The 26270-nt window shown below is 61.3% G+C and carries 26 protein-coding genes and 1 tRNA gene; 13 read left to right on the forward strand and 14 right to left on the reverse strand.

The features are described from left to right. Positions 1-80: 80 nt before the first annotated feature. The 3 genes from WLQ66_RS12790 to WLQ66_RS12800 all read right to left on the reverse strand — a co-directional run bounded on the left by WLQ66_RS12790 (position 81) and on the right by WLQ66_RS12800 (position 3074). Positions 81-1661 (reverse strand): D-alanyl-D-alanine carboxypeptidase family protein, encoded by a 1581-nt coding sequence (locus WLQ66_RS12790; protein WP_340546725.1) that lies wholly within the window; start codon positions 1659-1661, stop codon positions 81-83. Between the two features lie 322 nt (positions 1662-1983). Further along, complete coding sequence (locus WLQ66_RS12795) at positions 1984-2310, reverse strand: hypothetical protein (RefSeq protein WP_340546726.1); 327 nt, start codon at positions 2308-2310, stop codon at positions 1984-1986. A gap of 50 nt (positions 2311-2360) precedes the next feature. Beyond that, positions 2361-3074, reverse strand: a complete 714-nt coding sequence (locus WLQ66_RS12800) for an HAD family hydrolase (RefSeq protein ID WP_340546727.1) — start codon at positions 3072-3074, stop codon at positions 2361-2363. Positions 3075-3162: 88 nt separating this feature from the next. Here WLQ66_RS12800 and clpS point away from each other — a divergent pair, with 88 nt between their 5' ends. From clpS to WLQ66_RS12825, 5 genes are all read left to right on the forward strand, one after another. Then, on the forward strand, positions 3163-3504 hold the full coding sequence (gene clpS, locus WLQ66_RS12805) for an ATP-dependent Clp protease adapter ClpS (RefSeq protein WP_340546728.1): 342 nt from the start codon (positions 3163-3165) through the stop codon (positions 3502-3504). 14 nt (positions 3505-3518) lie between these two features. Next, entirely contained in the window at positions 3519-4511 is a 993-nt protein-coding gene (locus tag WLQ66_RS12810) for a class I SAM-dependent methyltransferase (RefSeq protein ID WP_340546729.1), read from the forward strand. A 106-nt stretch (positions 4512-4617) separates the two neighbouring features. After that, positions 4618-5421 carry an SDR family NAD(P)-dependent oxidoreductase gene (locus WLQ66_RS12815; RefSeq protein ID WP_340546730.1) on the forward strand — a complete coding sequence of 268 codons (804 nt, stop codon included), beginning with the start codon at positions 4618-4620 and terminating at the stop codon, positions 5419-5421. Positions 5422-5454: 33 nt separating this feature from the next. Beyond that, positions 5455-6348: an oxygen-dependent coproporphyrinogen oxidase gene (gene hemF / locus WLQ66_RS12820; RefSeq protein WP_340546731.1), complete on the forward strand. Its 894-nt coding sequence runs from the start codon at positions 5455-5457 to the stop codon at positions 6346-6348. Between the two features lie 116 nt (positions 6349-6464). Next, positions 6465-7304: a glycoside hydrolase family 25 protein gene (locus tag WLQ66_RS12825; RefSeq protein ID WP_340546732.1), complete on the forward strand. Its 840-nt coding sequence runs from the start codon at positions 6465-6467 to the stop codon at positions 7302-7304. Between the two features lie 64 nt (positions 7305-7368). Here WLQ66_RS12825 and hemC read toward each other — a convergent pair whose 3' ends face one another. After that, positions 7369-8343, reverse strand: coding sequence for a hydroxymethylbilane synthase (gene hemC / locus WLQ66_RS12830; RefSeq protein ID WP_340546733.1), 975 nt, complete (start codon positions 8341-8343; stop codon positions 7369-7371). 110 nt (positions 8344-8453) lie between these two features. On the opposite strand from hemC, the gene hemE reads away from it, so the two are divergent. Both hemE and WLQ66_RS12840 read left to right on the forward strand, forming a co-directional pair. Beyond that, positions 8454-9488: a uroporphyrinogen decarboxylase gene (hemE, locus tag WLQ66_RS12835; protein WP_340546734.1), complete on the forward strand. Its 1035-nt coding sequence runs from the start codon at positions 8454-8456 to the stop codon at positions 9486-9488. Between the two features lie 129 nt (positions 9489-9617). Then, positions 9618-9755 carry a hypothetical protein gene (locus tag WLQ66_RS12840; RefSeq protein ID WP_340546850.1) on the forward strand — a complete coding sequence of 46 codons (138 nt, stop codon included), beginning with the start codon at positions 9618-9620 and terminating at the stop codon, positions 9753-9755. Between the two features lie 2 nt (positions 9756-9757). On the opposite strand, the gene WLQ66_RS12845 is transcribed toward WLQ66_RS12840, so the two are convergent. Further along, a complete protein-coding gene (locus WLQ66_RS12845; protein ID WP_340546735.1) occupies positions 9758-10858 on the reverse strand; it encodes a CaiB/BaiF CoA transferase family protein in 1101 nt (366 codons plus the stop codon). 213 nt (positions 10859-11071) lie between these two features. Between WLQ66_RS12845 and WLQ66_RS12850 the strand changes: the two genes are divergently transcribed. Beyond that, positions 11072-13252, forward strand: coding sequence for a heavy metal translocating P-type ATPase (locus WLQ66_RS12850; RefSeq protein WP_340546736.1), 2181 nt, complete (start codon positions 11072-11074; stop codon positions 13250-13252). A 38-nt stretch (positions 13253-13290) separates the two neighbouring features. Here WLQ66_RS12850 and WLQ66_RS12855 read toward each other — a convergent pair whose 3' ends face one another. After that, a complete protein-coding gene (locus tag WLQ66_RS12855) occupies positions 13291-13485 on the reverse strand; it encodes a SlyX family protein (protein WP_340546737.1) in 195 nt (64 codons plus the stop codon). Positions 13486-13700: 215 nt separating this feature from the next. Here WLQ66_RS12855 and hisS point away from each other — a divergent pair, with 215 nt between their 5' ends. The 4 genes from hisS (at position 13701) to WLQ66_RS12875 (ending at position 17965) form a co-directional block, all read left to right on the forward strand. After that, positions 13701-15188 carry a histidine--tRNA ligase gene (hisS, locus tag WLQ66_RS12860; protein ID WP_340546738.1) on the forward strand — a complete coding sequence of 496 codons (1488 nt, stop codon included), beginning with the start codon at positions 13701-13703 and terminating at the stop codon, positions 15186-15188. Positions 15189-15191: 3 nt separating this feature from the next. After that, the gene (locus WLQ66_RS12865) at positions 15192-16280 is read left to right on the forward strand and encodes an ATP phosphoribosyltransferase regulatory subunit (protein ID WP_340546739.1); all 1089 of its coding nucleotides are present in this window, start codon (positions 15192-15194) and stop codon (positions 16278-16280) included. Further along, positions 16277-16969 (forward strand): ATP phosphoribosyltransferase, encoded by a 693-nt coding sequence (hisG, locus tag WLQ66_RS12870; RefSeq protein WP_340546740.1) that lies wholly within the window; start codon positions 16277-16279, stop codon positions 16967-16969. The genes WLQ66_RS12865 and hisG overlap by 4 nt, the downstream gene beginning before the upstream one ends. A 333-nt stretch (positions 16970-17302) precedes the next feature. Further along, the gene (locus tag WLQ66_RS12875; RefSeq protein ID WP_340546741.1) at positions 17303-17965 is read left to right on the forward strand and encodes a hypothetical protein; all 663 of its coding nucleotides are present in this window, start codon (positions 17303-17305) and stop codon (positions 17963-17965) included. 55 nt (positions 17966-18020) lie between these two features. On the opposite strand, the gene WLQ66_RS12880 is transcribed toward WLQ66_RS12875, so the two are convergent. The 5 genes from WLQ66_RS12880 to WLQ66_RS12900 form a co-directional block, all read right to left on the reverse strand. Next, positions 18021-18097: transfer RNA gene (locus WLQ66_RS12880), tRNA-Pro, on the reverse strand. A gap of 43 nt (positions 18098-18140) precedes the next feature. After that, a complete protein-coding gene (locus tag WLQ66_RS12885) occupies positions 18141-19097 on the reverse strand; it encodes a DMT family transporter (protein ID WP_340546742.1) in 957 nt (318 codons plus the stop codon). Positions 19098-19309: 212 nt separating this feature from the next. Then, positions 19310-20413 carry a 3-isopropylmalate dehydrogenase gene (leuB, locus tag WLQ66_RS12890; protein ID WP_340546743.1) on the reverse strand — a complete coding sequence of 368 codons (1104 nt, stop codon included), beginning with the start codon at positions 20411-20413 and terminating at the stop codon, positions 19310-19312. A 138-nt stretch (positions 20414-20551) separates the two neighbouring features. Continuing rightward, the gene (locus WLQ66_RS12895; protein ID WP_340546744.1) at positions 20552-21619 is read right to left on the reverse strand and encodes an endonuclease/exonuclease/phosphatase family protein; all 1068 of its coding nucleotides are present in this window, start codon (positions 21617-21619) and stop codon (positions 20552-20554) included. Further along, positions 21616-22449, reverse strand: coding sequence for a hypothetical protein (locus WLQ66_RS12900; RefSeq protein WP_340546745.1), 834 nt, complete (start codon positions 22447-22449; stop codon positions 21616-21618). Before WLQ66_RS12900 ends, WLQ66_RS12895 begins: the two co-directional genes overlap by 4 nt. Positions 22450-22830: 381 nt before the next feature. On the opposite strand from WLQ66_RS12900, the gene WLQ66_RS12905 reads away from it, so the two are divergent. Then, positions 22831-23805 carry a DUF2332 domain-containing protein gene (locus tag WLQ66_RS12905; RefSeq protein WP_340546746.1) on the forward strand — a complete coding sequence of 325 codons (975 nt, stop codon included), beginning with the start codon at positions 22831-22833 and terminating at the stop codon, positions 23803-23805. A 98-nt stretch (positions 23806-23903) separates the two neighbouring features. Here WLQ66_RS12905 and leuD read toward each other — a convergent pair whose 3' ends face one another. Genes leuD through WLQ66_RS12920 form a run of 3 tightly spaced genes read right to left on the reverse strand, consistent with a single transcriptional unit; the run spans position 23904 to position 26079 of the window. Next, positions 23904-24509, reverse strand: a complete 606-nt coding sequence (leuD, locus tag WLQ66_RS12910; protein WP_340546747.1) for a 3-isopropylmalate dehydratase small subunit — start codon at positions 24507-24509, stop codon at positions 23904-23906. A gap of 12 nt (positions 24510-24521) precedes the next feature. Then, entirely contained in the window at positions 24522-25925 is a 1404-nt protein-coding gene (gene leuC / locus WLQ66_RS12915; protein WP_340546748.1) for a 3-isopropylmalate dehydratase large subunit, read from the reverse strand. 55 nt (positions 25926-25980) lie between these two features. Then, positions 25981-26079 carry an isopropylmalate isomerase gene (locus tag WLQ66_RS12920; RefSeq protein ID WP_241770621.1) on the reverse strand — a complete coding sequence of 33 codons (99 nt, stop codon included), beginning with the start codon at positions 26077-26079 and terminating at the stop codon, positions 25981-25983. Positions 26080-26270: the final 191 nt, after the last annotated feature.

Consider the following 26270-nt stretch of genomic DNA (forward strand, 5'->3'; position numbering starts at 1 on the left):
TGAACGCTCGCGTGATGGCACGGACCTGCAAAAGAAAAGGCGCCTTCTGGCGCCTTTTCTTATTGGCTTTGTGGCCCGCTTCAGGAGGGGCCGACCGTTTCGCAGGTGATGTTGCGGGCAGAGAGGCGGCGGCAGGCGAGGGCCGCACTCTCCTTGGTCATGCCAAGAAAATTGGCATCAAAGCCACGAGGTGTCTTAACAACTTTGCGCAGGCTGCCATCGAGGGTTGCCATTTCGGCAAGTGCCGTGCGCAGCAGCACTTTTTCGGCCTGATAGCGGCTGCCGTAGCGGCCTACGTTGATACCCCAGTAGCGCCCGCCCGAGGTTGAAAGCCGGGTGACAACCACCGGTTCCGGCTCGGCTGCGGTCTGGTTCGTGGCCAGCCGTGCCGGACGGGCCATGGGGCGCAGACCTACAAAGGGGCGTGGCCTGGCAATCGGAGCAGCCGTTTGTTCGGCTACGGCCGCTACGATTTCTGCCTCGGCGATGGCCGCCGTGATGCTGGCCTGTAGAACATCGCGATCCAGCTTCGGCGGTGCCTCTGCTGCTGGGATTTCGCTGGTGGTCGTCTCAGTCTCAGCCTCGGTCTGAGCCTCGGCCAGCACTGATGCGGCCTCAGGTTCCGCGGCGCCTGGACGGCGTCTGGGGCGCAGGCTGGTTTTCACCAGACCCGAGACGCGAATGGTCTTGCCCGCCGCCCCGTCGGCTGCGGGTTCGTCAGCGCTGGCCAGCTGGGTGCCAAGACCACGATTGCCCTGATAGGGCGGGCGCGCCGGCCGCCGCAATTTGGCGCTGCTTGGCGCGCGGCGAAACCCAAGATCGAGGAGTTCGGCGACTTTGGCATTACGAGAGGTTGATGATTTGCCGCCAAAAACAGTGGCAATGATCCGTTCGTTGCCACGTTCTGCGGAGGCGACGAGATTGAAACCTGCGGCCCGGGTGTAGCCGGTCTTGATCCCGTCGGCACCGCGATAGGCCGCAAGAAGACGACGGTTGGTGTTGGGCACGTTGCGCACACCGGCATCCGCCGAACGGCGCGAGAACAGATTGTAATACTCGGGATAATCATAGAGCAGATGCCGCCCGAGCGTGGTCATGTCACGCGCGGTGGACAGATGCCCGTTCTGGGTGAGGCCATGGGCGTTTTTGAAGGTGGTGCGAGACATCCCAAGCGCCTTGGCCGTGCGGGTCATGCGGCGCGCGAAGGCGGCTTCCGATCCGGCGAGTGTCTCGCCAATGGCAGTGGCGGCATCATTGGCGGATTTTACGGCAGCGGCCCGAATTAGGTAGCGAAAGGCGATGCGCTGTCCGGCCTTTAAACCCAGTTTCGATGGTTGCTCGGATGCGGCGTTACGGCTGATCTTCACCTCTGTATCGATGCTAATCTCGCCGTTGCGAATGGCTTCAAACGCAATATAGAGCGTCATCATCTTGGTCAGCGAGGCCGGGTGCAGCCGGGTGTCTGCATTTCGGGAGTGCAGGACTTCGCCCGTCCGGGCGTCGATGACCATCGCGGCATAGGGGGCTGCCATCGCACTGGGCGGCGCAGTTGCGACCATCGATAGGAAAATAACCAGTCCCAAAACCCAACGCCCCAAACGGGAATACACCCGCAAAGCGCGGATCAGCGGAGTCCGCCTGACCTGCACGATATCTGCCATTTTTGCCTCTTGTCGCCGGTTTTCCGACTGACGTTTTTGCCTGTATTAAAAAAGCGTAGCACAGGGTCACTTTGGAATAAACAGCCCGGTTTTTAAGGAAAAATCGAGTTCAGAGTTTGCTCTTCGACATCTAGTGGTGCGCTGCAATGATGACCACTAGATCGGCGGTTGGTTAAGGAAGTGTTAGCGAAAAAAATTGCCGCGGCGCGTGCTATTGGCGGTTGCACGCCTGCGTCTGGTGCCCTGCTGCAACAAGGCACGGCCGACACGCCGCCCATTGAGCGATTCCAGCAGGGCATGACGGGCTGAATCCGCGAGTCTGTCAGGGGTGATGCGGTCCTGTCGTGTAGAAAGGGCCCATGTCGGCCAGCTCCAGAGAAAAGGCGCAGGGGGTGGAGATTCGTGCTGTGATTGCGGTTTTCAACGCCGCAAGCAGCCTGTTGGAAAACGCGGCATCGCGATGGGGTTTCACCAGAACGGAGACCTTCACCACAACATGGCTGTGATGATAGGCGTCGGTCGGATAGCCGCGTCCCTTGCAATCACCGGCCCCATCGTCGTGGGATAGGATGACCTGTTCGATTTCTGCCAGGATCGCGGGGATGTCGAGATCCAGATCGCTGCTGTATTTGATTTCGGCGTGGGGCATTGGTGTGTCCGTTTGTTAGGTGATGAAGGCGAGAGTCGCGACAGCGCGGATCAGCCGATCTCGGCCACCAGCGCGGGCAGTGCGCCCAGATCCGCGATTTCGGTGTATCGAGGGCTATGGGTCGGCGCCGGAGCAAACTCGACCTCCCAGATCAATCCATGCGGCACATATGTGCCCCAGCCGCCTGCCTCGATTGCCGGGACCACGTCCGAGCGCATGGAATTGCCAACCATCATCGCCCGCTCCGCGCCATCGCCGTGGCGCAGGAAAATATCGGCATAGATCTGCGGCGTCTTCTCCGAGACGATTTCGACCCCGTCGAACAGATCACCCAGCCCGGATTGCGCCAGCTTGCGCTCCTGATCCAGCAGGTCGCCTTTTGTGACCAGCACTACGCGGTGGCTGTCGGCCAGAGCTTCAACCGCTGTCCGCGCGTTCTCTAACAGCTCGATAGGGTAGGATAGCATCATCTGCCCGGCGGTGATCAGCTCCTGTATGACGCAGGCAGGCACCTGGGCTTCTGTCACGTCAATGGCGGTTTCAATCATCGACAGGGTGAACCCCTTAACGCCATATCCATAACGCCCGAGGTTCTGTTTTTCCGCTGCCAGCAGCCGCTCCCCCAAAGCCTGCGAATCGAGATCATCGGGAACGTGATCCATAAGCAATTCGGCAAAGCGGTCCTGGGTGATGCGGAAAAATCGTTCATCATGCCAAAGGGTATCATCGGCATCGAAGCCAATTGTTGTCAATTTTCGAGTCAATCCGACACTCTCAATCCCTTTTCCTATCCATCAGAAAGGCTATATAAGCGGGACATCAAAATCCATCCACGATCGGAAGTCTGTGCCAATGCTGCCAACGCCAGTTATGATGTCGGATCATTCAGATGACGATACCGATCTCGGTGTCCTGACCAAGACCCGACCCAAAACGCAGCGCCCGCCGCGCTACAAGGTGCTGTTGCTGAATGACGATTACACTCCGATGGAGTTCGTGGTTATGGTGTTGGAACGGTTCTTCAGCATGACCCATGCCGAGGCCTTCGAAGTGATGCTCACCGTTCACAAGAAAGGCGTCGCGGTGGTCGGCGTTTTCAGCCATGAGATCGCCGAGACAAAAGTGGGGCAAGTGATGGATTTTGCCCACCGCCATCAGCATCCGTTGCAATGCACGATGGAAAAAGAAGAATAAAAAGAGGCTTTTAGATGTCTGTTCGCCTGTCCCTGGCCGTCGAGACGGGCGGATTTTCCGTGCCCGACTCCGGCCGCATCGTTGTGTTTCAACCGCTTTCCGACCTTGACCTGTCGGCGCTGCCAAAAGAGCGGCTGCTGATCGTACAACCCTTTGCGCCCGATCATATTGCGCTGGCGGGCCAAGGCTACGATTGCGTGCCCGAACTGCCTGCGGACGAGCGGTTCGCGGCAGCGGTTGTTCTCTTGCCACGGGCGAAGGCTCTGGCGCGCGCGCTGTTGGCCAAGGCCGCCGGGGTCTGCGACGGCCCCGTGCTTGTCGATGGTGGCAAGACCGATGGGGTCGATTCGGTGCTGAAGGCGCTGCGTGCCCGCACCGAAGTGTCGGCCCCGATATCAAAGGCACACGGCAAGGCGTTCTGGTTCGACGCGACGCACTCCGATCTGGCGGACTGGCAGGGCGCAGCTGCCCAGGTCGAGGGTGGTTTTCAGACGGCTCCCGGTGTGTTCTCCGCCGATGGCATTGATCCGGCTTCGGCTCTGCTGGTCGCCGCACTGCCGGAGAAGCTGGGCCGCAATGTGGTCGATCTTGGGGCCGGGTGGGGCTATCTCGCCGCTGCGATCCTGCAACGCGAGGGCGTGACGGCGCTGCATCTGATTGAGGCCGATCATAATGCCCTCAGCTGTGCGCGAAAGAACGTCAGCGATCCCCGCGCCCACTTCCACTGGGCCGATGCCCGCAGCTGGTCTGCGCCAGAACGGGTTGATTGCGTCATCTCCAATCCGCCGTTCCACACTGGGCGCACGGCAGAACCGTCGCTCGGACAGGCGTTTATCACTGCGGCGTCCGGTATGCTGGCACCGTCAGGGTCGCTCTGGATTGTTGCAAACCGGCATCTGCCATATGAGGCGACGCTTGCCGAGCAGTTCGTAACAGTCGATGAGGTCGCCGGGGACAATCGGTTCAAGGTGCTGCGGGCCAGCCGACCGCGTCGTCACCGTCGCTGACAACGACCAAACACAAAGGGTGGTTCCCTTGTTTCTGTCGGCAGTCTAGGTTGCTGAAAAACGGGGTGGTGCCGTGGCGCCCCCCGGATCCTGACGGAGATCATTCATGTCTTTTTCCATTTCCGGCAAAACGGCCATCGTCACCGGTTCGGCCAGTGGCATCGGTCTTGCCATTGGCAAGCAATTCGCAGCAGCCGGTGCCAATGTCATGTTTGCCGATACCGATGAGGCGGCGCTGCTGAGCGAGCTTGGCACGCAAGCGGATGAAAGCAATATCCGGTACTTTGCCGGGGACCTTCGGGAACGGCTGACCATTGCCAATCTTTTGTCGGCAACCATTGATGCCTTCGACGATATCGACATCCTGGTCAATGGCGCACGGCAGGTGGTGCCGACCGATCCGCTCGACCCGGAAGACAAGTCGATGGAGCTGCTGCTCAACGAGACGCTGTTGCCGACCATGCGCCTGTCGCAACAGGTGGCACGGCGGATGATCAAACAGGGTGAGCAACGCGACAATGGCGGGCCCAATGGCGCCATCATCAATCTGTCATCCATCGCCGCGCGCCGCTCGCACCCGGAACTGCTGGCCTATTGTGTGGCCTCGGCTGCGCTTGATCAGTTGACCCGGTCGCTGTCGGTTTCGCTGGCCCCTCATAGGATCCGGGTCAACTCCATTGCGTTCGGCTCTGTAATGAGCGCGTCGATGCAGGCGACGCTCAAGGATAATCGCGCCTATCGGCAGGATATCGAACGCCATACCCCCTTGGGGCGTATTGCCTCTCCCAGTGAACTGACCGAGGCGGCGCAGTTCCTGGCCTCTGACGCGGCGGCCTTTATGACAGGCCAGATCGTTACCCTGGACGGTGGCCGCACGCTGCTGGACACTGTCGCGGTGCCGGTCCATTAAGCGGCTTTCACCTTTGCGCATATAGGCGACCAGATGAGCATTGAAATGATCGACGAAAAAGCCCGAGCGGCAGCTTGGTTCAGATCCTTGCGTGATACGATTGTGGCCGCCTTCGAGGCGCTGGAAGACAGCCATGCCAGCGGCCCTTTCAGTGATCAGCCTGCCGGCCGTTTCGAGGTCAGCGAAACCACGCGCTCTGCCGAGGATGGCAGTGATGCCGGTGGTGGCCTGATGAGCGTGATGCGCGGCGGTCGCGTCTTTGAAAAGGTCGGCGTGAATATCTCTGAGGTCTACGGCACATTGGGTGAGCGCGCCCAGAATGCCATGGCGGCGCGCAAGGGCATTCCGGGGATGAAGGACGATCCGCGCTTCTGGGCCTCTGGCATCTCTCTTGTGGCACATATGCAGAACCCCCATGCCCCCGCGGTCCATATGAACACGCGGATGTTCTGGACCCCGCATGCCTGGTGGTTTGGCGGGGGGTCTGACCTGAATCCATGTATCGAATACGATGAGGACACCGCCCATTTCCACCGCATGCAGGAACAGCACTTGGCGGCCCATGGCGCCGGGCTGTATCCCCAGCTCAAGGCCTGGGCGGATGAGTATTTCTACATCCCTCACCGGCAGAGGGCGCGCGGGGTTGGCGGCATCTTCATGGATGACCGCAATAGCGGCGACTGGGAGGCGGATTTCGCCCTGACGCAGGATATTGGCCGCGCCTTCCTTCCTGCCTATCTGCCGTTGGTCGAAAAACGCAGGCCGATGGCATTTGGCGCAGCGGAGAAAGACGTCCAGCTGGTCCATCGCGGCCTCTATGCCGAGTATAATCTGGTCTATGACCGCGGCACCAAATTCGGCCTGGAAACCGGCCATGACGCCAATGCCGTCCTGATGAGCCTGCCGCCGATGGCGAAATGGGTCTGATCAAGGCGCGCGATCTCCTGCTGATGGCGCGGGCGCGCTGTCTTGATCATTGCTCTGAACGGGCTGGCGGGCTTTACTGAACCAAAGCGAAAATCGCAGAGATCGGGCAGGTCGGGATGAGCAGATTTTGGTGGGTGCTTGCAGGGATGATGGTCCTTGCCGCTTGTAGCGGCCGAACAACACCGGTTGCGCCACCGACACCGCCAATAGGCCAGCCGGTGCAGCCCGGAGAAACCACCGCCAGCCTTGCCGCGGCGCGGGCGCGGCTGATCACCCACCCTAAATTCGCCGACAGCGATCCGCACCCCTGGGACGGGCGCACGCCATGGTCGTACCCCATCCATGGCATCGACGTCTCACGCTGGCAAGGGGACATCGACTGGCGCCGGGTTCGGGCTGCCGGCATCAGCTTTGCCTATCTGAAGGCAACAGAAGGCGGTGATCTCACCGATCCGAAATTCCGCGATCACTGGCGTTCCGCACGACAGGCGGGCGTCAAACGCGGCGCCTATCATTACTTCTACTTCTGCCGCCCGGCGGCGGAACAGGCGCGCTGGTTCATCCGTCATGTCCCCCGCGACAGCGCGGCCCTGCCGCATGTGCTGGACATGGAGTGGACGCCGCATTCTCGCACCTGCACCAAACGTCCCTCCGGCGCCAAGGTGCGGGCGGAGGCAAAGCGGTTTCTGGACCTTCTGGAAGCGCATTATGGCCAGCGGCCTGTGCTCTACACGACGGTGGATTTCTACCGTGAGACCAGCATCGGCCGCCTGCGGGATACTGAGTTCTGGTTGCGCTCGGTCGCGGATCACCCGCATGTCACCTATCCCGGTGCGCTCTGGCGGTTCTGGCAATATACCGGCACCGGACGCGTGCCCGGGATCACTGGCAACGTCGACCTCAACGTCTTTGGCGGCGGGCCAGAGCGTTGGCTGCGCTGGTCGGGACAAATCTGAGCCGCACCGGTCGGGCCATCTTCTGGCTCAAAAGATCCCGGAGCGCGAGGCAGCGCCTCGCATTCTACTGCCGATCCTGGTGCTTCCAGTCGAAAAAGCCCGCTCCGGCCTGCGCCAGAAGTTTCGCGGCCATCTCGCGGCCCAGCTCCGCACCATCTTCGAGCGCACAGGTCTGATCGTCATTGATCGCTTCCGATCCGTCAGGGCGCAGGACTTCGCCGCGCAGCCTCAGGCTGTTGCCCTCCAACGTCGCAAGACCAGCGATCGGGGTCTCGCAAGAGCCATCCAGCGCGGCAAGAAATGCGCGCTCGGCGGTCAGGCGCAGCCCGGTCTCGCGGTCATGCAGAGCTGCCAGCATATCTCCGATACGGCTGTCGCCCTGCCGGCGCTCAATGCCAATGGCACCTTGGGCGACGGCGGGCAGCATGTCTTCTGGGGGGATGGCGGTTGCCGGAACCTGATCGGCGCCAAGACGGTTGAGCCCGGCCATCGCCAGAAAGGTGCATTCGGCCACACCATCGCGCAGTTTGGTCAGCCGTGTCTGCACATTGCCACGAAATTCCACGACCTTGAGATCGGGACGCCGATGCAGAAGCTGTGCGCGCCGCCGCAGTGAGGAGGTGCCGACAACGGCGCCTTCGCGCAGCTCCGCGATGGATGAGACATTGGCGCAGATGAAAGCATCACGCACGTCTTCACGCGGCAGATAGGTGTCCAGCAGCAACCCCGCAGGCTGCGCTACGGGCATGTCCTTCATGGAATGCACTGCAATGTCGATGGCACCGGACAGCAGGTCCTCTTCGATCTCCTTCGTGAACAGCCCCTTGCCACCCAATGTCTTCAGCGGTTTATCTGCCGCGATCAGCGCCTGATTGTCACCGCTGGTCTTGATCACGACAATGTCGAATGCGTCCTGTGGCAGATCGAAGGCGGCCATGAGCCGGGCGCGGGTTTCATGGGCCTGGGCCAGCGCCAAAGGCGAACCGCGGGTGCCGATTTTCAGGGGCGAAGCGGGGGAGGGGAGATCGATCTGTGTCATATATCGACCCTTAATCGCGACATAATGCCATGACAAGCACCGGTCCTGCTGCCCTTGACAATTTGCCGCCAAGGCTAGACCTCAGATGCAACACAGATATGAGGGTGATCATGGCCGAACAGAAGAAGCTGCTGCGCGCATTGGCGGGCGAGACACAGGATGTGCCGCCGATCTGGATGATGCGCCAGGCGGGCCGCTATTTGCCCGAGTACCGCGCCACCAGGGCTGAGGCCGGCGACTTTCTGTCGCTCTGCTATAATCCAGAACTGGCGACTGAGGTGACGCTGCAGCCGATCCGTCGCTACGGTTTCGATGCAGCGATTCTGTTTGCCGATATCCTCTTGGTGCCGCAGGCACTCGGGGCTGATCTTTGGTTCGTGACCGGCGAGGGGCCGCGCCTGTCGACGGTCACAACGGAGAGCGATTTTGCCAAGTTGGGACCGGTCAGCGACATCCATGAGACGCTGAACCCGATCTATGAAACCGTGCGGCTGCTCTCGGCTGCCTTGCCCCGCGAAACCACGCTGATCGGCTTTGCCGGAGCGCCCTGGACCGTCGCGACCTATATGATCGCGGGACGCGGCACGCCGGATCAGGGGCCTGCGCATCTGCTGCGTCAGGAAAACAATTCGCTGTTTGAGGCGCTGCTGGACCGTATCACTGAGGCGACGATCGAATATCTCTCGATGCAGATCAAAGCCGGTGCTGAAGTGGTCAAGATCTTTGACAGCTGGGCAGGATCGCTCAGTGGCGAGGCGTTTGAGAAATACGCATTGGCTCCCTGCCGCCAGATCACTGCCGCGCTGAAACAGCGCCATCCCGAAATTCCGGTGATCGGTTTCCCGCGTGAGGCGGGGGAAAAATATGTCGGTTTTGCCAGGGCGACGGGTGTCGATTGTGTGGCGCTTGATAACTCCGTTGACCCCGAATGGGCGGCGGCCAATGTGCAGGTTGACGGCTGTGTTCAGGGCAATCTTGCCTCGCGCCATATGGTGACGGGGGGGCAGGAGCTGATTGATGACACCCACCGTATCGTCAAAGCTTTCGGCAAGGGGCCGCATATCTTTAACCTCGGCCACGGGATCACCCCGGATGCCGATCCGGACAATGTGCAACGGATGATCGACGCGGTGCGCGGCAGCTGACCGGGCCGAACAGAGCTGTCCGGCGATCATGTTCGTCTTGCGCGCTGAGGCCAATTGCGGCATCAGCGCGTTTTCCACTCACGCCGAAAGGGCAAGTCGATGGATTACAAGAAATCTGGAGCCCCCAGAATGGGCAAAAACAGCCCGCGTCATCAGGAGCATAATGCCAAGGGCAGCGCCAAGAACCCCTATGGTGCGCGCGAAACCAAAGCCGAACTCCTGGCGCGGATGAAAGCAGCGGCGGAGAAGGCCAAGAAAGACAGCTGATCCTAGCGCTGCCGTTGCCTCAGCTTCGCCAGTATCTCGGAATTGTGCTGGCCACGTGCCGGGGCCGGTGGGACCTCCCAGCTGTCCTGACCAGAGAACCGTGGCGCCGCAGCGGCCTGGAGGCCATTCTCAGCTGTTACCCAGGTCCTGCGCTGGTTCATCGGATGTGCCTCTGCCTCGATGGGTGACAATACCGGTGCCACGCAGGCGTCGCTGCCCTTGAATAGCCTGTCCCAGTGGTCGCGCGGCTGCGCGGCAAAGATACCGGCCAGCCTTGCGCCCAGCACCGGCCAGAGGCTTTTGTCGTGCTGCCGGGCGAATTGGGCATCCTCGCTCAGATCGAGGCGCGACAGAAACTCGGCGTAAAACTGTGGTTCCAGACATTGCACGCTGATGTACCCGCCATCGGCGCAGACATAACAGCGGCTCCAATGCGGCCCATCCAGCAGGCTTTTCCCACGCAGGCTGCTGAACTGTCCGGCCTGCTGCAATGTCATCAACAGGTTCATCATATGGGCCGAGCCATCGTAGATCGCGGCATCGACGACGCATCCGGCTGGCGTGTCGCCGTGACGGGTTTCGCGCCTTACCAGCGCTGCCAGAATACCCGCGACCAGATAAAGCGCGCCACCGCCGATATCGCCCACCAAAGTCGCCGGTGGCTGGGGAGGGGTGCCGGGCGTTGCATCATACCAAAGCGCCCCGGACAGCGCGATATAGTTTAGGTCGTGACCGGCGGTTTCGGCCAAAGGGCTATCCTGCCCCCATCCGGTCATACGCCCATAAATGAGGTCGGGGTTGCGGGCGTGACATGTGATCGGCCCCAGCCCCAGCCGCTCCATAACACCGGGTCGAAAGCCCTCGACCAGCGCATCGGCAGTCTCGACGAGATGCAGCAGCGTTTCGACGTCAGCCGGCGATTTCAGATCCAGCGTGATGGAGCGTTTGCCGCGATCAATGATCGGATGTGCAGGCATCAAACCCGCACCCTCGGCTTTGCGGTGAACGCATATGACATCCGCACCCAGATCCGCCAGCATCATCGCGGCGAAGGGCGCAGGGCCCAGCCCTTCGATCTCGATTACACGAATTCCTGTCAGCATGGCGGGCCTCCTGTCGGGTAATGTCGGATGATGTCGCGACCTTGCTGTCAGCCTAGCGGCTTTCTGCCCGGCCCCAAGAAGACCGTTGCGGCACATCCCGAATACTGCTGTTTTCGGATCAGATTTTTCTGAAGAAAGCGCTTGAAGCTCCAGCTGCTGTAGCAATTACATAAGCAGCCGACACGATGTGATGACAAAAAAGGTGACATTGGAATGGCTAGGGATGCGATTGAGCAGCTGGAGTGGCGGGTAACCGGAATGGACTGTGGGTCCTGCGCGACCAAGGTGCGTGGCGCGGTTGAGCGACTGCCGGGTGTCAGCGGCGTCGAGGTCGCCATGATGTCGGAGCGGCTGCGCCTGGAGCTTGATCCACGCCAAGGCTCGGTGATGGCCGTCGAGAAGGCGGTGCGCGGGCTGGGGTTTGGTGTCACGGCAAGCAGCACTGCACCAGCTGGCACCTCTGCGCCCTGCTGTGGCGGCGTACAGCACGCCGATGCCGCCGATGCAGTGGTCCCGCCTTGGTATCACAGTGCCAAGGGGCAATTACTGCTGGTGACGGGGCTGCTGTTGGCGCTGGCTTGGAGCATTAAGCTGCTGGCATCGCCTACGGTTGGTCTCTGGGCGTTCATGCTGGCGACCCTGATCGGAGTGGCTCCTGTGGCGCGGCGTGCCTTTGCGATGCTGCGGGCGGGGATGCCCTTTACCATTGAAATGCTGATGTCGATCGCAGCGATTGGCGCCCTGTTTATCGGTGCTGCCGAAGAGGCGGCACTGGTGGTGTTTCTCTTTGCCGTGGGTGAGATGCTCGAAGGCCTGGCTGCCAACAAGGCGCGGGATGGTATCCGGGCGCTTGCGGATTTGGTGCCAAAGACGGCGCTGCTTGAAGGTGGTGACACCCTGGAGGAGATCGCCGCAGATCGCCTGCGGGAGGGGCAGATTGTCGTGGTGCGCCCAGGTGACCGCGTGCCTGCGGATGGCGAAGTGATCAACGGTATCTCGGGCGTCGACGAAAGTCCGGTGACGGGCGAGAGCGTGCCCAGCCTCAAGGAACCGGGATCCGAAGTCTTTGCCGGATCAATCAACACCCAGGCGGTGCTGCGGGTGCGGGTGACCCGCGCCGCAGCCAACAACACCATTTCGCGGATTATCCGGCTGGTGGAAGAGGCAGAAAGCGCCCGTGCGCCGACAGAGCGTTTCATCGACCGCTTCAGCCGGATCTATATGCCGATCATCGTGGGTATCGCGCTGCTGGTCGCATTGGTGCCGCCGCTGGTCTTCGCGATGGATTGGGACACATGGATCTACCGCGCCCTTGCCCTGTTGTTGATCGGGTGTCCCTGTGCCCTGGTGATCAGCGTACCCGCCGCCATCGCTTCGGCGCTGTCGTCCGGTGCGCGCCATGGTCTGCTTCTGAAAGGGGGCGCAGTGATCGAGGCCGCCGCCCGCACCACCGAAGTTGCATTCGACAAGACAGGCACGCTGACCCGTGGGCGACCTCAGGTCACGGATATCGTTGTGGTTCAGGGCAGTGAGGGCAGCGTTCTGCAACTCGCCGCAGCGGTCGAGCGGGAGTCGAGCCACCCTCTGGCCGAGGCGATCTATGCTCGAGCTGTCGAAGCCGGGGTAGATATTCCGCCGGTGCAGGAAGCCCACGCGGTGCCGGGGAAGGGGGCCTCTGCCAAGCTCGGGTCGGTTGTCATCACCGTCGGATCGCCGCGCTTTGCCGCAGAAACAGGTGTGATGGCGCAGGCTTCCATGGTGCAGGCTGCCGAGCTTGAAGCCGAGGGGAAGACCGTTGTCGCCCTGTTCAGCGACGAGGTTCTATATGGATTGATCGCGCTCAGGGACGAGCCGCGCGAAGATGCGGTGGAAGCGATGCGCGCGCTCCGACAGATGGGGATCACCGCAACGATGCTGACAGGGGACAATGCCCGCACGGCAGCCGCCATCGCCGGCCAGCTGGGGATTGATCACCGTGCAGAGCTGATGCCGCAGGACAAGGTAGCGGCCCTGCAAGAGCTGACACAGCGCGGTCAGGTCATGATGGTCGGCGATGGGATCAATGATGCGCCCGCGCTTGCGACAGCGCAGGTTGGTGTCGCGATGGGGTCTGGCACGGATGTGGCCCTTGAGACCGCAGATGCCGCGATCCTGCGCAACCGGGTCAGCGATGTGATCGGCATTATTCGCCTGTCGCGCGCCACTTTGACGAATATTCGCCAGAACGTTGCCGTGGCACTGGGGCTGAAAGGCGTGTTTCTCGTGACATCGGTTCTGGGGATCACGGGCCTGTGGATCGCGATTCTGGCCGACACTGGCGCCACGGTCCTGGTGACGCTTAATGCGCTGCGGCTGCTGTCTTTCAGACCCTCGCCAACGTCGAAGGAGAGCTAAGCACAGGCGTGGGCGACAGGCGCCGACTGAGGGAGAGATCAATAATGCGGAGGACGTTCGTCGCCAATGACAACCCCGCCGCCACCGTCCTGCTCGCGTGAAGCTTCCCGCTGAAACAGCATGGCGACACGATGGGTCAGCCGGTCAATCTCGGATTGCTGCCGGTTGACCACATCGCTCAGCTCATCGACGGTGCGCGTCAGGTGGGCGATCTGTTCTTCGAGATGTTGCATCGGTTTCTCCCTTCGGGTCTGCCGCTGTCATAGGGGCAGTTGCGTGCAGGGTCCATGCTCGGTTGTGCCAACGCCGCCGCTTTGGGTTGCATGGAGATCAGGCAACAACGGCACGGCCATAGGGCCTGCGCGCTCTGCCGCCTTGCTGTTGGGCCGCCCTTGGGCTAGACCGCCGGGCGAGTATCTGACCCATTTGACACCCCGAGGAGGCCAAGATGGCCAAAGTCAAGAAACAGCCCCGCCCCAAGGCGATCACGCCGAAGGGCTTCCGTGACTATTTCGGCGAAGAGGTGAGCCAGCGCAGCGAGATGTTGCGGGCCATTGCGGGTGTCTATCATCATTACGGGTTTGATGCGCTGGAGTCTTCGGCGGTGGAAACAGTCGAGGCACTGGGCAAGTTTCTGCCCGATGTCGATCGCCCGAACGAGGGTGTCTTTGCCTGGCAGGAATATGACGAAAGCGGCAACGGCGACTGGATGGCGCTGCGCTACGACCTGACCGCTCCGCTGGCACGGGTCTATGCCCAGCACCGCAATGATCTGCCGACGCCTTACCGCCGCTATGCGATGGGGCCGGTCTGGCGCAACGAGAAACCGGGTCCGGGCCGCTATCGCCAGTTCTACCAGTGCGACGCGGATACCGTTGGAACCGCCTCCATGGCCGCCGATGCCGAGATCTGCGCGATGTTGTCCGACACGCTGGAAACCGTCGGCATTCCGCGCGGTGACTATCTGGTGCGTGTGAATAACCGCAAGGTGTTGAATGGCGTGCTTGAGGCGATGGGCCTTGAGGCGGGCGACAGCAAACGCGACGACGTGCTGCGCACCATCGACAAATTCGACAAGGTGGGCGAGGCTGGTGTCCGCGAGCTGCTGACCAAGGGGCGTCTTGATGCCTCCGGCGCCTTCATTGACGGGGTTGGCCTGTCGGATGACCAAGCGGCGCCGGTGCTGGCGTTCCTGACCTCCAAGGGCGCTGACGCCGCCAAGACCCTTGCCAACCTGCGCGCCGCCATTGGGGGTAGTGCGATTGGCGCGGAGGGGGTCGCCGAGCTGGAGCAGATCGGCGACCTGCTGGCCGCTGGTGGGTATGGCGCCGACCGCATCGATATCGACCCTTCGGTCGTGCGTGGCCTCGGCTATTATACCGGCCCGGTTTACGAGGCCGAACTCACCTTCGAGATTCTGGATGAGAAGGGCCGTAAACGGCAGTTCGGCTCGGTTTCGGGCGGTGGGCGTTACGACGATCTGGTGAAGCGCTTCACGGGTCAGGAAGTCCCGGCGACCGGCGTCTCCATCGGTGTTGACCGGCTCTTGGCCGCGCTGCGCGAGAAAGGCCGGATCGAGGCAAAGACCACCGGTCCCGTTGTGGTGACGGTGATGGATAAGGCGCGTATGGCGGATTACCAGACCATGGTGGCCGAGCTGCGCAATGCAGGCATCCGGGCTGAGGTCTATCTTGGCAATCCCAAGAACTTCGGCAACCAGCTGAAATACGCGGACAAGCGCAACTCGCCCATAGCGGTGATCGAAGGCGGTGAGGAAAAAGATCGCGGTGTGGTGCAGATCAAGGATTTGATCCTCGGCGCGCAGATTGCCGAGAACGCCACCCTCGAAGAGTGGAAAGAGCGTCCGAGCCAGTTTGAGGTGCCACGCGGTGATCTGGTCGCCAAGGTGCGCGAAATCCTTGCAGGGCAGGGCTGAACGATGGGGGATCGTCTGAGCGCTCTGTCGCTGGCCGCGCGGCTGCGCATGAGTTTCGAGGCCGCCGGGGCAAGGGTGGTCGAGCCGCCATTTCTACAGCCTGCCGAAACGCTGCTGGATCTATATGGCGAGGACATTCGCGCCCGTGCCTATGTGACCTCCGATGCGCTGCGCGGGGAACAGATGCTGCGCCCCGATTTCACCGTGCCGGTGGTGCAGATGCACATGAGCCATGGCGCCGAACCGGCGCGTTACACCTATGCGGGCGATGTGTTCCGCCGTCAGGAACATGACGAGGATCGCGCCAATGAATATCTTCAGGTTGGCTATGAGGTATTCGAACGCAACGATGCCGCCGGTTCTGATGCTGAAGTTTTTGCGCTGATTGCGCTCCAGCTTCGTGATTTGCCGGTGCGTGCGGCTACAGGAGATATCGGTATCCTGATGGCTGCGGTGGAGGGGCTCAACACCACCAGGCTGCGCAAGGCTGCGCTCATGCGCCACATCTGGCGGCCGCGCCGGTTCCGGGCGATGCTTGACCAGTTTGCTGGCCGCGTCCCTGTCGCCGAAAGCCGTCGCAAGCTGTTGTCGACCGAAGGCGTTCTGACCGGGCAAGTGCCTGCGATTGGCAAACGCCGCCCGGCGGAGGTGGATGCGCGCGTCGATGCATTGCGTGCGGATGCAGCCGCCCCGCCGATTGCAGAGAACGAGCTGGCCGCGCTTGAGGCGCTGATGGCGGTGCGGGAGACTATCCCCTATGCCTCGGAACAGCTGCGCGATATCGCCGTGGATCTGCCAGCGATCAACCCGGCGCTTGACCGGCTGGACGCCCGGACAGCCGCGATGAAAGCCCGAGGCATCGATGTGGACAGCCTTGATTTCGAAGCCTCCTACGGGCGGACATCAATGGAGTATTACGATGGTTTCGTGTTCGGGTTTTACGCCGATGCGCGACCCGATCTGCCGGTGATTGCCAGCGGCGGTCGCTATGACGCGCTGACACGGCAGCTGGGGCAGGGAGCAGAGATCCCCGCCGTCGGCGGCGTCGTTCGTCCTGATCTGATGCTGCTCTTGGAAGGGGCACAATCATGAGCCTGAAGCTTGGTGTGCCGTCCAAGGGACGGCTGATGGAAAAGACCTTCGAATGGTTTGCCAAACGCGGTATCATCCTGTCGCGTACCGGGTCGGATCGTGAATATGCCGGTGCGGTTGATGGGATCGACGGCATTGATCTGGTGCTGCTGTCTGCCGGTGAGATGCCGCGCGAACTCGCAGCGGGGCGGATTCACCTGGGCGTCACCGGTACTGATCTGGTGCAGGAAAAACTACCGCTCTGGGAACAGCAGGTCGAAGAGATTGCAGGCCTCGGCTTTGGTCACGCTGACCTGATCCTTGCTGTGCCGCAGATCTGGGTGGATGTCGAGACCATCGACGATCTGGACGCGGTCGCAGCGGCGTTTCGGGCCAAACACGGCCATCGGTTGCGGATCGCCACGAAATACCATCGCCTGGTACGGGAATTCCTGATGGATGCCGGTGTCGCGGACTATCAGCTGGTTGATAGCCAGGGCGCGACCGAAGGGACCGTCAAGAACGAGACCGCCGAAATGGTCGCAGACATCACATCAACTGGGGAGACCCTGCGGGCAAACCATCTGAAGCTGATGTCCGACGGGCTGATCCTGCGGTCGCAGGCAACACTTTGGCGCAGCCGCGTGGCGAAATACAGCGCTGGTGAAAAAGCGTCTCTGAGCGAGCTTCTGAAACGTCTGCACGGTTGATTGCGGCACGCCAACGTCGGCGGGCCTATCGGCGGGTTAGAGCCACATGTCTGCACATGCCTCCGAGAGGCCGCCCGCGCACCCCGTGGCGGCCTCTCTGTTCTTTTGTGGTGAGGGTTCGGTTAGGATCGCTTACCGGCGGCGCGACGGCTTGCGCGCCATTGGATCACGCAGATGTGCATCTCCCGCGAGCGGCGCCGCCAACCGCTCATTTGAAAATCTTCTGTCGGCCTCTACCTGAATACCTTGGGCACGGGGGGCGAGGGCCTGTTTGCGTGATCTCAGTATTGTGCATCTCGCCTCTCTTGGTCCGATCAACAGGGAGAGACCGATATGATATCAACCAAAGCCGCTGCCAAAGCGGCACTCACCGCTATTCCGCTGCTTTTAGCTGCCAGCCCGGCGGCACTCGCCCAGGACACCAGCATGAGCTTCTTCGTGACCAGCGTCGGTTCGGGAAAAGGCGGCAATCTGGGTGGGCTTGAGGGTGCCGACGCCCATTGCACCAATCTCGCCGAGGCGGCAGGCGTCACTGGCAAAACCTGGCGCGCCTATCTCAGTACCCAGGAAGAGGGCAAGCGTGGTATCTCGGCACGTGACCGGATCGGAAGCGGCCCCTGGCATAACGCCAAAGGGGTGCAGATTGCCGCCAACCTCGATGAGCTGCACCTCAATCCGAATATCGTCAAATCCACAGGGCTGGATGAAAACGGCAATCTGGTGAACGGGCGTGGTGACAAGCCAAATGTTCATGACCTGCTGACAGGGACCATGGCTGACGGCACGGCCTATTTCCCGTGGATGGAAGGCGACAAAACCTGCAGCAACTGGACCAGCTCCGGCGAGGGCAGTGCAACGGTTGGGCATCATGACCGGCATGGTGGCGGCAATACATCTTGGAATGCGGCGCATGACTCGCGCGGCTGCTCGATGGAGGCGCTTGCGATGACCGGAGGAGCCGGCCTCTTCATGTGTTTTGCGACAAACGGCGGCTGACCTGTTCAGACCCAGCCCGAAAAACATAAAAGGCGCCCCAGGGCGCCTTTATATTTGGTCGGAGCGAGAGGATTCGAACCTCCGGCCCCTGCCTCCCGAAGACAGTGCTCTACCAGGCTGAGCTACGCTCCGACCGTGGCGCGGAATTACACGGCAGCGGCTGGATATGCAAGCCCTATTCCGCCGGTTTCTCCGGGCTTTGCCGTTTCAGCATGAGCGACACATTGGTGCCGCCAGCCGTGTACCCACGGGTCCGGGTGCGCAGAACCGGGGTGTTGTCCGAACGCCCGCCAAACGCTTCGCGCAACACGATGAAAATACCGCTGGCAATAATGATCGCGGCACCGACCAGTGTCATCAAGTCGACCTTTTCATTGAACAGAACCACGCTGAATATCGTTGCCCAGATGATCTGTGAATATTGCATGGGGGCGACAATCGCCGCCTCGCCAATGGTATAGGCGCTGACCGTCAGCAGGGTCGCGCAAAACCCGAACAGAGCGACGACCGCGATCCCGCTGAAGGTCACGCCATCCATGGGGACGTAGACCAGCGGCAGAGCCAGGCCCATAACCGCAAAGGTCATCAGCATCGGGTAGATCATCAATACCACCCGGCGTTCGTCGGCGCTGATTTTACGCAGTACAACCGATTGGAAGGCCGCACAGAGTGCGGCGAAGAGCGCCGCCGCATGACCGAGGCCAAAGCTGGTCGCACCGGGGCGCAAAACCACCATTACGCCGATGAACCCGACCACAACGGCCGCCAGCCGTGGCAAGCCGACACGTTCGCCCAGAATCGGGATCGACAGCAGTGTAATCAGAAGCGGCGTGGCAAATAGCAGGGCATAGGTCTCGGCGAGCGGCAGCTCTGAAAACGCATAAAAGGCGCTGGCCGGAATCACCGCCATCGTCGCCGACCGTGCCGTCATCCACCAGGGGTGGACCGGTCGCAGGTGGCCTTGGGTTGCATCCTTGACCAGCATCAGTACCAGCAGCGGAAATGACAGAAGACTGCTGAAGAACACCAGCTGAATCGGCGACACATCTGCGCCAAGCACCTTTACCACCACGTCGTGGGTTGAAAATATCGCATAGGCCAAAAGAGCAAGCAGGGCGGCTTTTATGTTCATGGGACAATCCGACTAAGCGCAACAGGGCGGGGGAGCTTTTGCACTATAGCGCTAACATTATCAGGAAAATACTAAAACCCGTTCGCGCGCATGGAACCGCACGCCCTAGGTTCGCCGGCCTCCTGCACCGCGGATATGAAGGTCCGGCGAGGGCTGGCTACGGTGCTGCGAGGGCCCGATATGGCCCTCGCGCTGATCAATGGACCGAAACCTTACAGGCTCGCGTCGAGCGCGCCGATGATCGCATCGCCCATGTCCGAGGTGCTGATCGGCGATACGCCTTCTTCGCCCAGCAGGTCGGCGGTGCGGTGGCCATCAGCGAGAACTTTTTCGACCGCCGCTTCAAGACGATCAGCCTCGGCGCCCTGATCAAAGCTGTAGCGCAGCGCCATGGCAAAGCTGAGGATACAGGCGATCGGGTTGGCCTTGCCCTGGCCCGCGATATCCGGGGCGGAGCCATGAACCGGCTCATAAAGCGCTTTTGGACGGCCATTGGCCATCGGTGCGCCAAGGGACGCAGAGGGCAACATGCCCAGGCTGCCGGTCAGCATAGCAGCACAGTCGGACAGGATGTCACCGAACAGGTTATCGGTCAGGATCACGTCAAACTGCTTGGGTGCGCGCACCAGCTGCATGGCGCCATTATCGGCATACATGTGGGACAGCTCGACCTCGGGATAGTCCGCAGCAACGCGGGTCACCACCTCGCGCCACAGGATGCCGGATTCCATCACGTTGGCTTTTTCCATCGAGCAGAGTTTCTTGTTCCGGCGCATCGCCAGTTCGAACGCAGAGCGGGCGGCGCGCTCGATCTCCGACTCCGTATAGCGCTGGGTATTGATGCCGACACGCTCATTGCCCTCTTCGAAGATGCCGCGCGGCTCGCCGAAATAGACGCCGGAGGTCAGTTCGCGCACGATCATGATATCGAGACCCGCGACGATATCCTTCTTCAGCGAGGAGAAATCCGCCAGCGCGTCAAAGCACTGCGCCGGGCGCAGGTTGGAGTAGAGATCCATCTCCTTGCGCAGGCGCAGCAGCCCACGCTCCGGCTTCACAGAGAAGTCGAGATCGTCGTATTTCGGGCCACCCACGGCGCCCAGCAGGACAGCGTCGACCTCTTGCGCCTTTGCCATGGTCTCATCCGCCAGCGGTTTGCCGTGCACGTCATAGGCGGCACCACCGACCAGATCCTCGCTCACATCGAACTGTAGATCGCGCTTTTCGCCATACCAGGTAATGACCTTGCGGACCTCGGCCATGACTTCGGGGCCGATCCCGTCGCCGGGCAGAATCAGAATCGATGGGTTGGACATAGGGATACTCCTTGAAAGCTTGCAGCCGGGGGTAACGGCACATCGCCCGTGGGTCAATGTTCCGGGCGCATATAGCGCGCCATCGCTTTGTTTTTATGGCTGAGAGGGCGGTTCCTGCGCCATCTTGTTGCCGTGACCTTAGTTCTGGATTTGCAAATCTGTCCAGACCAGAGCGTGACGGCTGGCTGGGCGCTCAGAACCGCTATAGCGCTCCGCGATGTCTTCGGCCCATATCAGTCCCGAGGCGACGACCTGCGCAGACTGTGACGGGAGGATGTAGTCTACGCGCATACGGCCGGATCTGCCCCAGTTTACGGTTTCCGCGCCTCCGGTCTGATCCACCGGGCGCGGGTCCTGTAGTCTTGGGTCGCGGAGCAGATCTGCAATGGCCTGCCGATAGCCAGCCCCCCGGTCGGGATCAAGGTTCGCACCGCCCGCGATAACCCAGGGTTCGGCGGGAACGGGGCCAAGCCGGCCATCCAGCAACACCTGCCAGAGCCGGATCTCATCCCGGTTGCGCAACGCGTTACGACCCTCAGGGCCGTCAAACAGCGGCGGTGTCGCCTGAAAGGTCAGGACAGACAGTTCAGAACCATCGGGCAACAGGATCGGGACGATCCAATGGCCGGTGCTTGGCAGGCGCTGGATCGCTAGCGCCTGTGGGCTGGGAAACGGACGACCATCGGGGTGGGCAGGAAGGATGGCTCCGGGAAGATCCCGCCACAGCAGATCGGAGAGATCGCGCGCCTTGGCATGCAGGATAGGAAACCGCGACAGCAACGCAAGCCCGCCCTGTCCGGTGAACCGGCCATAGCCCTGCGCATCCCGGGCGGTCGAAGGCTCCCCGTCTCCGTCCATGTCCAGCCCGGTGTGCAACCCGCTATTGGGACGTGGGGCATAGATGTGATCATAGCGGGGCAGGCGTTTGTCCAGCTGATCGCGCAGTTCGGCGATGGCGTGACCATCGTGATCCCAATCAATGCCCTGCAACAGCAGGATATCAGCCTCTGCCGCACTTAGGCTGTCCAGAATGGCGGTGATTTGTGGATCTTCGCCGCGGCGTAGATCGCGCAGCAATAAACCCGGCCCCTTGCGCGACAGCTCGGTGTTGAAACTGGCGATACGGATCAGTGGCTTGACCTGGGGCTGGGCATGACAAATCAGCGGAAAGAGGGCGGCCAACAGCAGGGTGGCCAGCGCTCTCATGCGGTCTGCAACGCCTCGGAACTGGCGTATGCAGCGCGGCGCTTCTGTGCGATCAGGTCGGAGACGCGCAGCATCGCAAGACCGCGCATCACCATGGAGGCAGGCACAAACGCCCAGGCGGCGACGACCCAGACCAGCGTCTGCGGGGCGGACAAAAGACCGGGATCGACCAGGCCCGAGGCCAGTTTCACAACGGCCGGAAGCGCAAAGGGAAAAAGCACCCCGCCAACAATATTGATGCGCGCATCCCGTTGCAGTCGTTCGACCACATCGCCGCCGGTTGTCGGGTCAAAGAGCGGCAGATTTGTCCAGACGTTGAATGGCCCATTGCCGAGCGGCCAGTCATAAAGCCGGATCGCCAAAGCAAAACCAGTGATCGCAAGCAGTGCAACGATATAGGTCAGCGCTGCCGCTGCCATCACCCGGGTCACCAGTTCAGGCTCCACATGGGCTGGCATCATCAACCCGATAAGCTGGACGGGGGAAAAGGCAAAATCCAGCGTAGTTCCTAACCAGGAGGCCAGCCCATGCACCAGCGACGTCAGGGCTGTTGCCTCGATCGGGTGGCGCGCCAGCAGACTGACCAGGATGACAATCAGCGCCAAGGCGATAAACCGCATTCGGTTCAGCGGCGGGGCTTCGCGAAACTCGACGAAACTGGGGTAGCTTGAGAAATATTCGGCAAAAGTCAGCGCCGCTGCGAGGATCGCAAGAAGGGCAATCACCTCCGGTGATCTGGTTGCCGTATCCGGCAACAACAGCGATGGCATTGCGATCAACAATGCAACAAAGATGCCGCGGATGGCCGCGCCTGTAATCCGTGCAATCACGCTTCGATCCCTTCAAACTGGACTGGCCGGTGCATTGCCGTGCCGTTGTTCCAACTTGATGCTCGGAGTCGTTTCTTGGTGAAACGTTGTTGCCGAGCGCTGCCTCATTTCTGCCTTATTTCTGCCTGTCAGCGGGAATTTGCTCAAGTTTGATGACGTGATTTGGGATCCTTCCGTGTACTTTGGGTTGCAGACTGGTGCCGGTTTGCATCAGTTGCATATCTTGAGTTGCAATGAAAACAACGGCTTATCGACTTCTTCACAAGATATTGTGGAATGTCAGCCGTAAAGGGCTAGCAGAATCGTTTCACGGGACGAGGGGACGCAGCTCAGTCCAGTCAGCGCACTGACAACCGCCGCACCGATCTGACCGGGGGAGCCATGACCAGCGAGATTGCCGCACGTTACACCAGATTCGCGCAGGTGGAGGCTGCAGGTCAGTCGCTGATTTACGAACGGCTTGCATTGCAGGTGGCCCGCTCGCCGCGCTGTCTGGCGTTCCTGTCAGCGCTCCCTGCGGATCGCCAGCAACCGAATCTGCTGTTCGCGGCACTGCGTTCGGTTACAGGCGATATCCCATGCGATGACCGGCTGGATAGGGCAATCCACGAGCAGGGGGATGATATCGCAGCCGTGATGCTGTGCCGGACAACCCAGACGAACGAGCCGGGACGCTGTGCGGTCCTGTTGCCCGTATTGGCCCAGATCACGGGACCGATTGCCCTGATTGAGGTCGGAGCATCCGCAGGGCTTTGTCTGTTGCCGGACTACTATGGCTATGATTGGGAAGGTTATCAGCTGCCGCCGTCGCAGCAAATCGGGGTTCGTGCCCCTGTGATGATCTGCAATGCGTCACCCGGTACACCTTTGCCGCGGGCGCATCCCGAAATCATCTGGCGCGCGGGGCTGGATCTGAACCCGCTTGATGTCAATTGCGAGGCGGATGTCCGCTGGCTCGAACACCTGATATGGCCCGAACATCAGTCGCGCCTCGACAGGCTGCGCGCCGCTATCGCCGTCGCCAGGAAGGCTCCTCCGTCGATTGTCGCCGGGGATCTGACCCAGGATCTGCCTGCTCTAATTGCCAAGGCACCTTCCGAGGCGACGGTTGTCGTCTTTCATACAGCGGTGGTGACTTATGTTGCCGATCAGGGCCAGCGCGACGCCTTCGCGGAAATGATGTTGAACAGCGGGGCGATCTGGATCAGCAACGAGGGTACGCGGGTCTTCCCGCAGTTTGCGGACCGTGCGGGACCGGTGCGGGACAATATGTTTCTGCTGACGCAGAATGGCCATCCGCTGGCCTGGACCGGCCCGCATGGCCAGGCGATCGAGTGGCTGCCAGAAAATCGTTGAAACCTCGAGTTTGCCGATTTTCGCCCGCGATCCGCCTCATTGAAAAAGCCGCCCATGCGGGGCGGCTTTTCTGTGCATAGTCGGTTTGAACCGTCGGGTCAGACCCAGGGGCGCTCCTGCGCGGCCTTGTCTTCAAAGCTGGCGATGGACGCGGATTTTTCCAAGGTCAGGCCGATATCATCCAGCCCGTTCAGCAGACAGTGCTTGCGGTGACCGTCGACTTCAAATGCGACGACTTCGCCGTCGGAGGTGGTGATTTCCTGTGCTTCCAGATCCACGGTCATACGGGCATTCTCACCCTTCTCCGCGTCCTTCATCAGCAGATCAACCTGCTCCTGCGGCAATACGATGGGCAGGATCCCGTTTTTGAAGCAGTTGTTGTAGAAGATGTCCGCAAAGGAGGTCGAGATCACGCATTTGATACCGAAATCCTTGATCGCCCAGGGCGCATGTTCGCGCGAGGAGCCACATCCAAAATTGTCGCCTGCAACCAGAATCTCGGCGTTGCGATACTGCGGCTTGTTCAGCACGAAATCCGCAATCTCAGACCCATCGCGGTTGTAGCGCATCTCATCGAACAGATTCTTGCCAAACCCGGTGCGCTGAATGGACTTCAGAAACACCTTCGGGATGATCATGTCGGTGTCGATATTGACGAGCGGCATCGGTGCGGCGACGCCGGTGAGTTTTTGAAACTTATCCATTGGGCGTATTCCTTACATCAGCTCGCGAATATCGGTCAGCTTGCCGGTCAGCGCGGCAGCGGCAGCCATGGCAGGCGACACCAGATGGGTGCGGCCCTTGTAGCCCTGACGCCCCTCGAAGTTGCGGTTCGAAGTGGCGGCGCAACGCTCGCCCTCGGACAGCTGATCGGGGTTCATCGCCAGACACATGGAACACCCCGCAAGGCGCCATTCAAACCCGGCCTCGGCAAAGATCTCGGCCAGGCCTTCCTCCTCGGCCTGAGCGCGGACCAGACCGGAACCCGGTACGATCATCGCACGCATGCCTTCCTTGATCTTCTTGCCCTTCACCACCTCAGCAACAGCGCGCAGATCTTCGATGCGGCCATTGGTGCAGGAGCCGATGAACACGGTGTCGATTTCGATGTCAGTGAGCTTCTGGCCGGGGGTCAGCCCCATGTATTCGATCGAGCGGCGCGCGGCTTCAACCTTGCCGCCCTCGAAATCCTCGGGGTTCGGCACCACGCCGGTGATCGGCAGCACGTCCTCAGGGCTGGTGCCCCAGGTCACAACCGGCTCGATATCTTCGCCCTTCAGGGTGACGACCTTGTTGAAATGAGCGCCCTCGTCGGTGTAAAGCGTCTTCCACCAGTTCAGCGCCGCTTCCCACTGAGCGCCCTTCGGGGCGTGCGGGCGACCTTTGACATAGTCAAAGGTGGTCTCGTCCGGTGCGATGAGGCCTGCGCGAGCGCCGCCTTCGATTGCCATGTTGCAGACGGTCATGCGGCCTTCCATCGACAGGTCGCGGATCGCTTCACCGCAGTATTCGATGACATAGCCGGTGCCGCCGGCGGTGCCGGTCTCGCCGATCACCGCCAGGGTGATGTCCTTGGCAGTCACACCCGGCTTCAGCTTGCCGGTGATCTCCACCTTCATGTTCTTGGACTTTTTCTGGATCAGCGTCTGGGTGGCCAGCACATGCTCCACCTCGGAGGTGCCGATGCCATGTGCCAGCGCGCCGAAGGCACCGTGGGTGGCGGTGTGGCTGTCGCCGCAGACCACGGTCATGCCGGGCAGGGTCCAACCCTGTTCCGGGCCAACGATATGCACGATGCCCTGGCGAATGTCATCCACCGGGTAGTAATGCACGCCGAATTCGCGGGCGTTCTTGTCGAGCGCCTCGACCTGGATGCGGCTTTCCTCGTTTTCGATGCCTTTGGCACGGTCGAGCGTGGTCGGCACGTTATGGTCCGGCACCGCGATGGTCTTCTCGGGCGCGTGCACCTTGCGGCCCGCCAGGCGCAGGCCTTCGAACGCCTGCGGGCTGGTCACTTCGTGAACCAGGTGGCGGTCGATATAGAGCAGGCAGGTGCCATCCTCTGCTTCATGCGCGACATGCGCATCCCAGATTTTATCGTAGAGCGTCTTGGGGGACATGAGTCCTCTCCCGTAGTTTTTGGAATGTAGCTGGCAAAAGGGCTTGGCGGCAGCCTTATAGCCGCGCCAGAACCGTGCGGGCGGCGCCAAAGAACCGTTCGCGCAGGCGCGCGCGGTCTTGCAGTTCGATATGATGGGCCAAAACGAGCGTCATGAGCGCTGGGATACCGCGCTACGCCACGGCAATCAAGATTCGTTCTGAGCGGTCAGCCCGTCATGACCGCGCCATTCGCCCGGCGCGCGTCGTGCCAATGGCGGTTAATGAAGCTACTGTCGCCGGGTGGGCGGACCTACCGCGTTGCAAAAACAACCAAATCTTTGACAGGCCTGGCCGCGACCCCTTGC

The sequence above is a fragment of the Phaeobacter sp. A36a-5a genome (assembly GCF_037911135.1).
Taxonomy (GTDB): Bacteria; Pseudomonadota; Alphaproteobacteria; order Rhodobacterales; family Rhodobacteraceae; genus Phaeobacter; species Phaeobacter bryozoorum.

Bases quoted from the DNA above. Each gene is read 5' to 3' on its own strand.
- leuC (WP_340546748.1), bottom strand. From the start codon at position 25,925: ATGTCCCCCAAGACGCTCTACGATAAAATCTGGGATGCGCATGTCGCG.
- hisG (WP_340546740.1), top strand. From the start codon at position 16,277: ATGAGCCTGAAGCTTGGTGTGCCGTCCAAGGGACGGCTGATGGAAAAG.
- WLQ66_RS12875 (WP_340546741.1), top strand. From the start codon at position 17,303: ATGATATCAACCAAAGCCGCTGCCAAAGCGGCACTCACCGCTATTCCG.
- WLQ66_RS12795 (WP_340546726.1), bottom strand. From the start codon at position 2,310: ATGCCCCACGCCGAAATCAAATACAGCAGCGATCTGGATCTCGACATC.
- WLQ66_RS12850 (WP_340546736.1), top strand. From the start codon at position 11,072: ATGGCTAGGGATGCGATTGAGCAGCTGGAGTGGCGGGTAACCGGAATG.
- hemE (WP_340546734.1), top strand. From the start codon at position 8,454: ATGGCCGAACAGAAGAAGCTGCTGCGCGCATTGGCGGGCGAGACACAG.
- WLQ66_RS12840 (WP_340546850.1), top strand. From the start codon at position 9,618: ATGGGCAAAAACAGCCCGCGTCATCAGGAGCATAATGCCAAGGGCAGC.
- WLQ66_RS12810 (WP_340546729.1), top strand. From the start codon at position 3,519: ATGTCTGTTCGCCTGTCCCTGGCCGTCGAGACGGGCGGATTTTCCGTG.
- WLQ66_RS12845 (WP_340546735.1), bottom strand. From the start codon at position 10,858: ATGCTGACAGGAATTCGTGTAATCGAGATCGAAGGGCTGGGCCCTGCG.
- WLQ66_RS12885 (WP_340546742.1), bottom strand. From the start codon at position 19,097: ATGAACATAAAAGCCGCCCTGCTTGCTCTTTTGGCCTATGCGATATTT.
- leuB (WP_340546743.1), bottom strand. From the start codon at position 20,413: ATGTCCAACCCATCGATTCTGATTCTGCCCGGCGACGGGATCGGCCCC.
- hemF (WP_340546731.1), top strand. From the start codon at position 5,455: ATGAGCATTGAAATGATCGACGAAAAAGCCCGAGCGGCAGCTTGGTTC.
- WLQ66_RS12790 (WP_340546725.1), bottom strand. From the start codon at position 1,661: ATGGCAGATATCGTGCAGGTCAGGCGGACTCCGCTGATCCGCGCTTTG.
- hisS (WP_340546738.1), top strand. From the start codon at position 13,701: ATGGCCAAAGTCAAGAAACAGCCCCGCCCCAAGGCGATCACGCCGAAG.
- WLQ66_RS12825 (WP_340546732.1), top strand. From the start codon at position 6,465: ATGAGCAGATTTTGGTGGGTGCTTGCAGGGATGATGGTCCTTGCCGCT.
- WLQ66_RS12905 (WP_340546746.1), top strand. From the start codon at position 22,831: ATGACCAGCGAGATTGCCGCACGTTACACCAGATTCGCGCAGGTGGAG.
- WLQ66_RS12895 (WP_340546744.1), bottom strand. From the start codon at position 21,619: ATGAGAGCGCTGGCCACCCTGCTGTTGGCCGCCCTCTTTCCGCTGATT.
- WLQ66_RS12865 (WP_340546739.1), top strand. From the start codon at position 15,192: ATGGGGGATCGTCTGAGCGCTCTGTCGCTGGCCGCGCGGCTGCGCATG.
- WLQ66_RS12855 (WP_340546737.1), bottom strand. From the start codon at position 13,485: ATGCAACATCTCGAAGAACAGATCGCCCACCTGACGCGCACCGTCGAT.
- WLQ66_RS12920 (WP_241770621.1), bottom strand. From the start codon at position 26,079: ATGACGCTCGTTTTGGCCCATCATATCGAACTGCAAGACCGCGCGCGC.
- clpS (WP_340546728.1), top strand. From the start codon at position 3,163: ATGCTGCCAACGCCAGTTATGATGTCGGATCATTCAGATGACGATACC.
- leuD (WP_340546747.1), bottom strand. From the start codon at position 24,509: ATGGATAAGTTTCAAAAACTCACCGGCGTCGCCGCACCGATGCCGCTC.
- hemC (WP_340546733.1), bottom strand. From the start codon at position 8,343: ATGACACAGATCGATCTCCCCTCCCCCGCTTCGCCCCTGAAAATCGGC.
- WLQ66_RS12815 (WP_340546730.1), top strand. From the start codon at position 4,618: ATGTCTTTTTCCATTTCCGGCAAAACGGCCATCGTCACCGGTTCGGCC.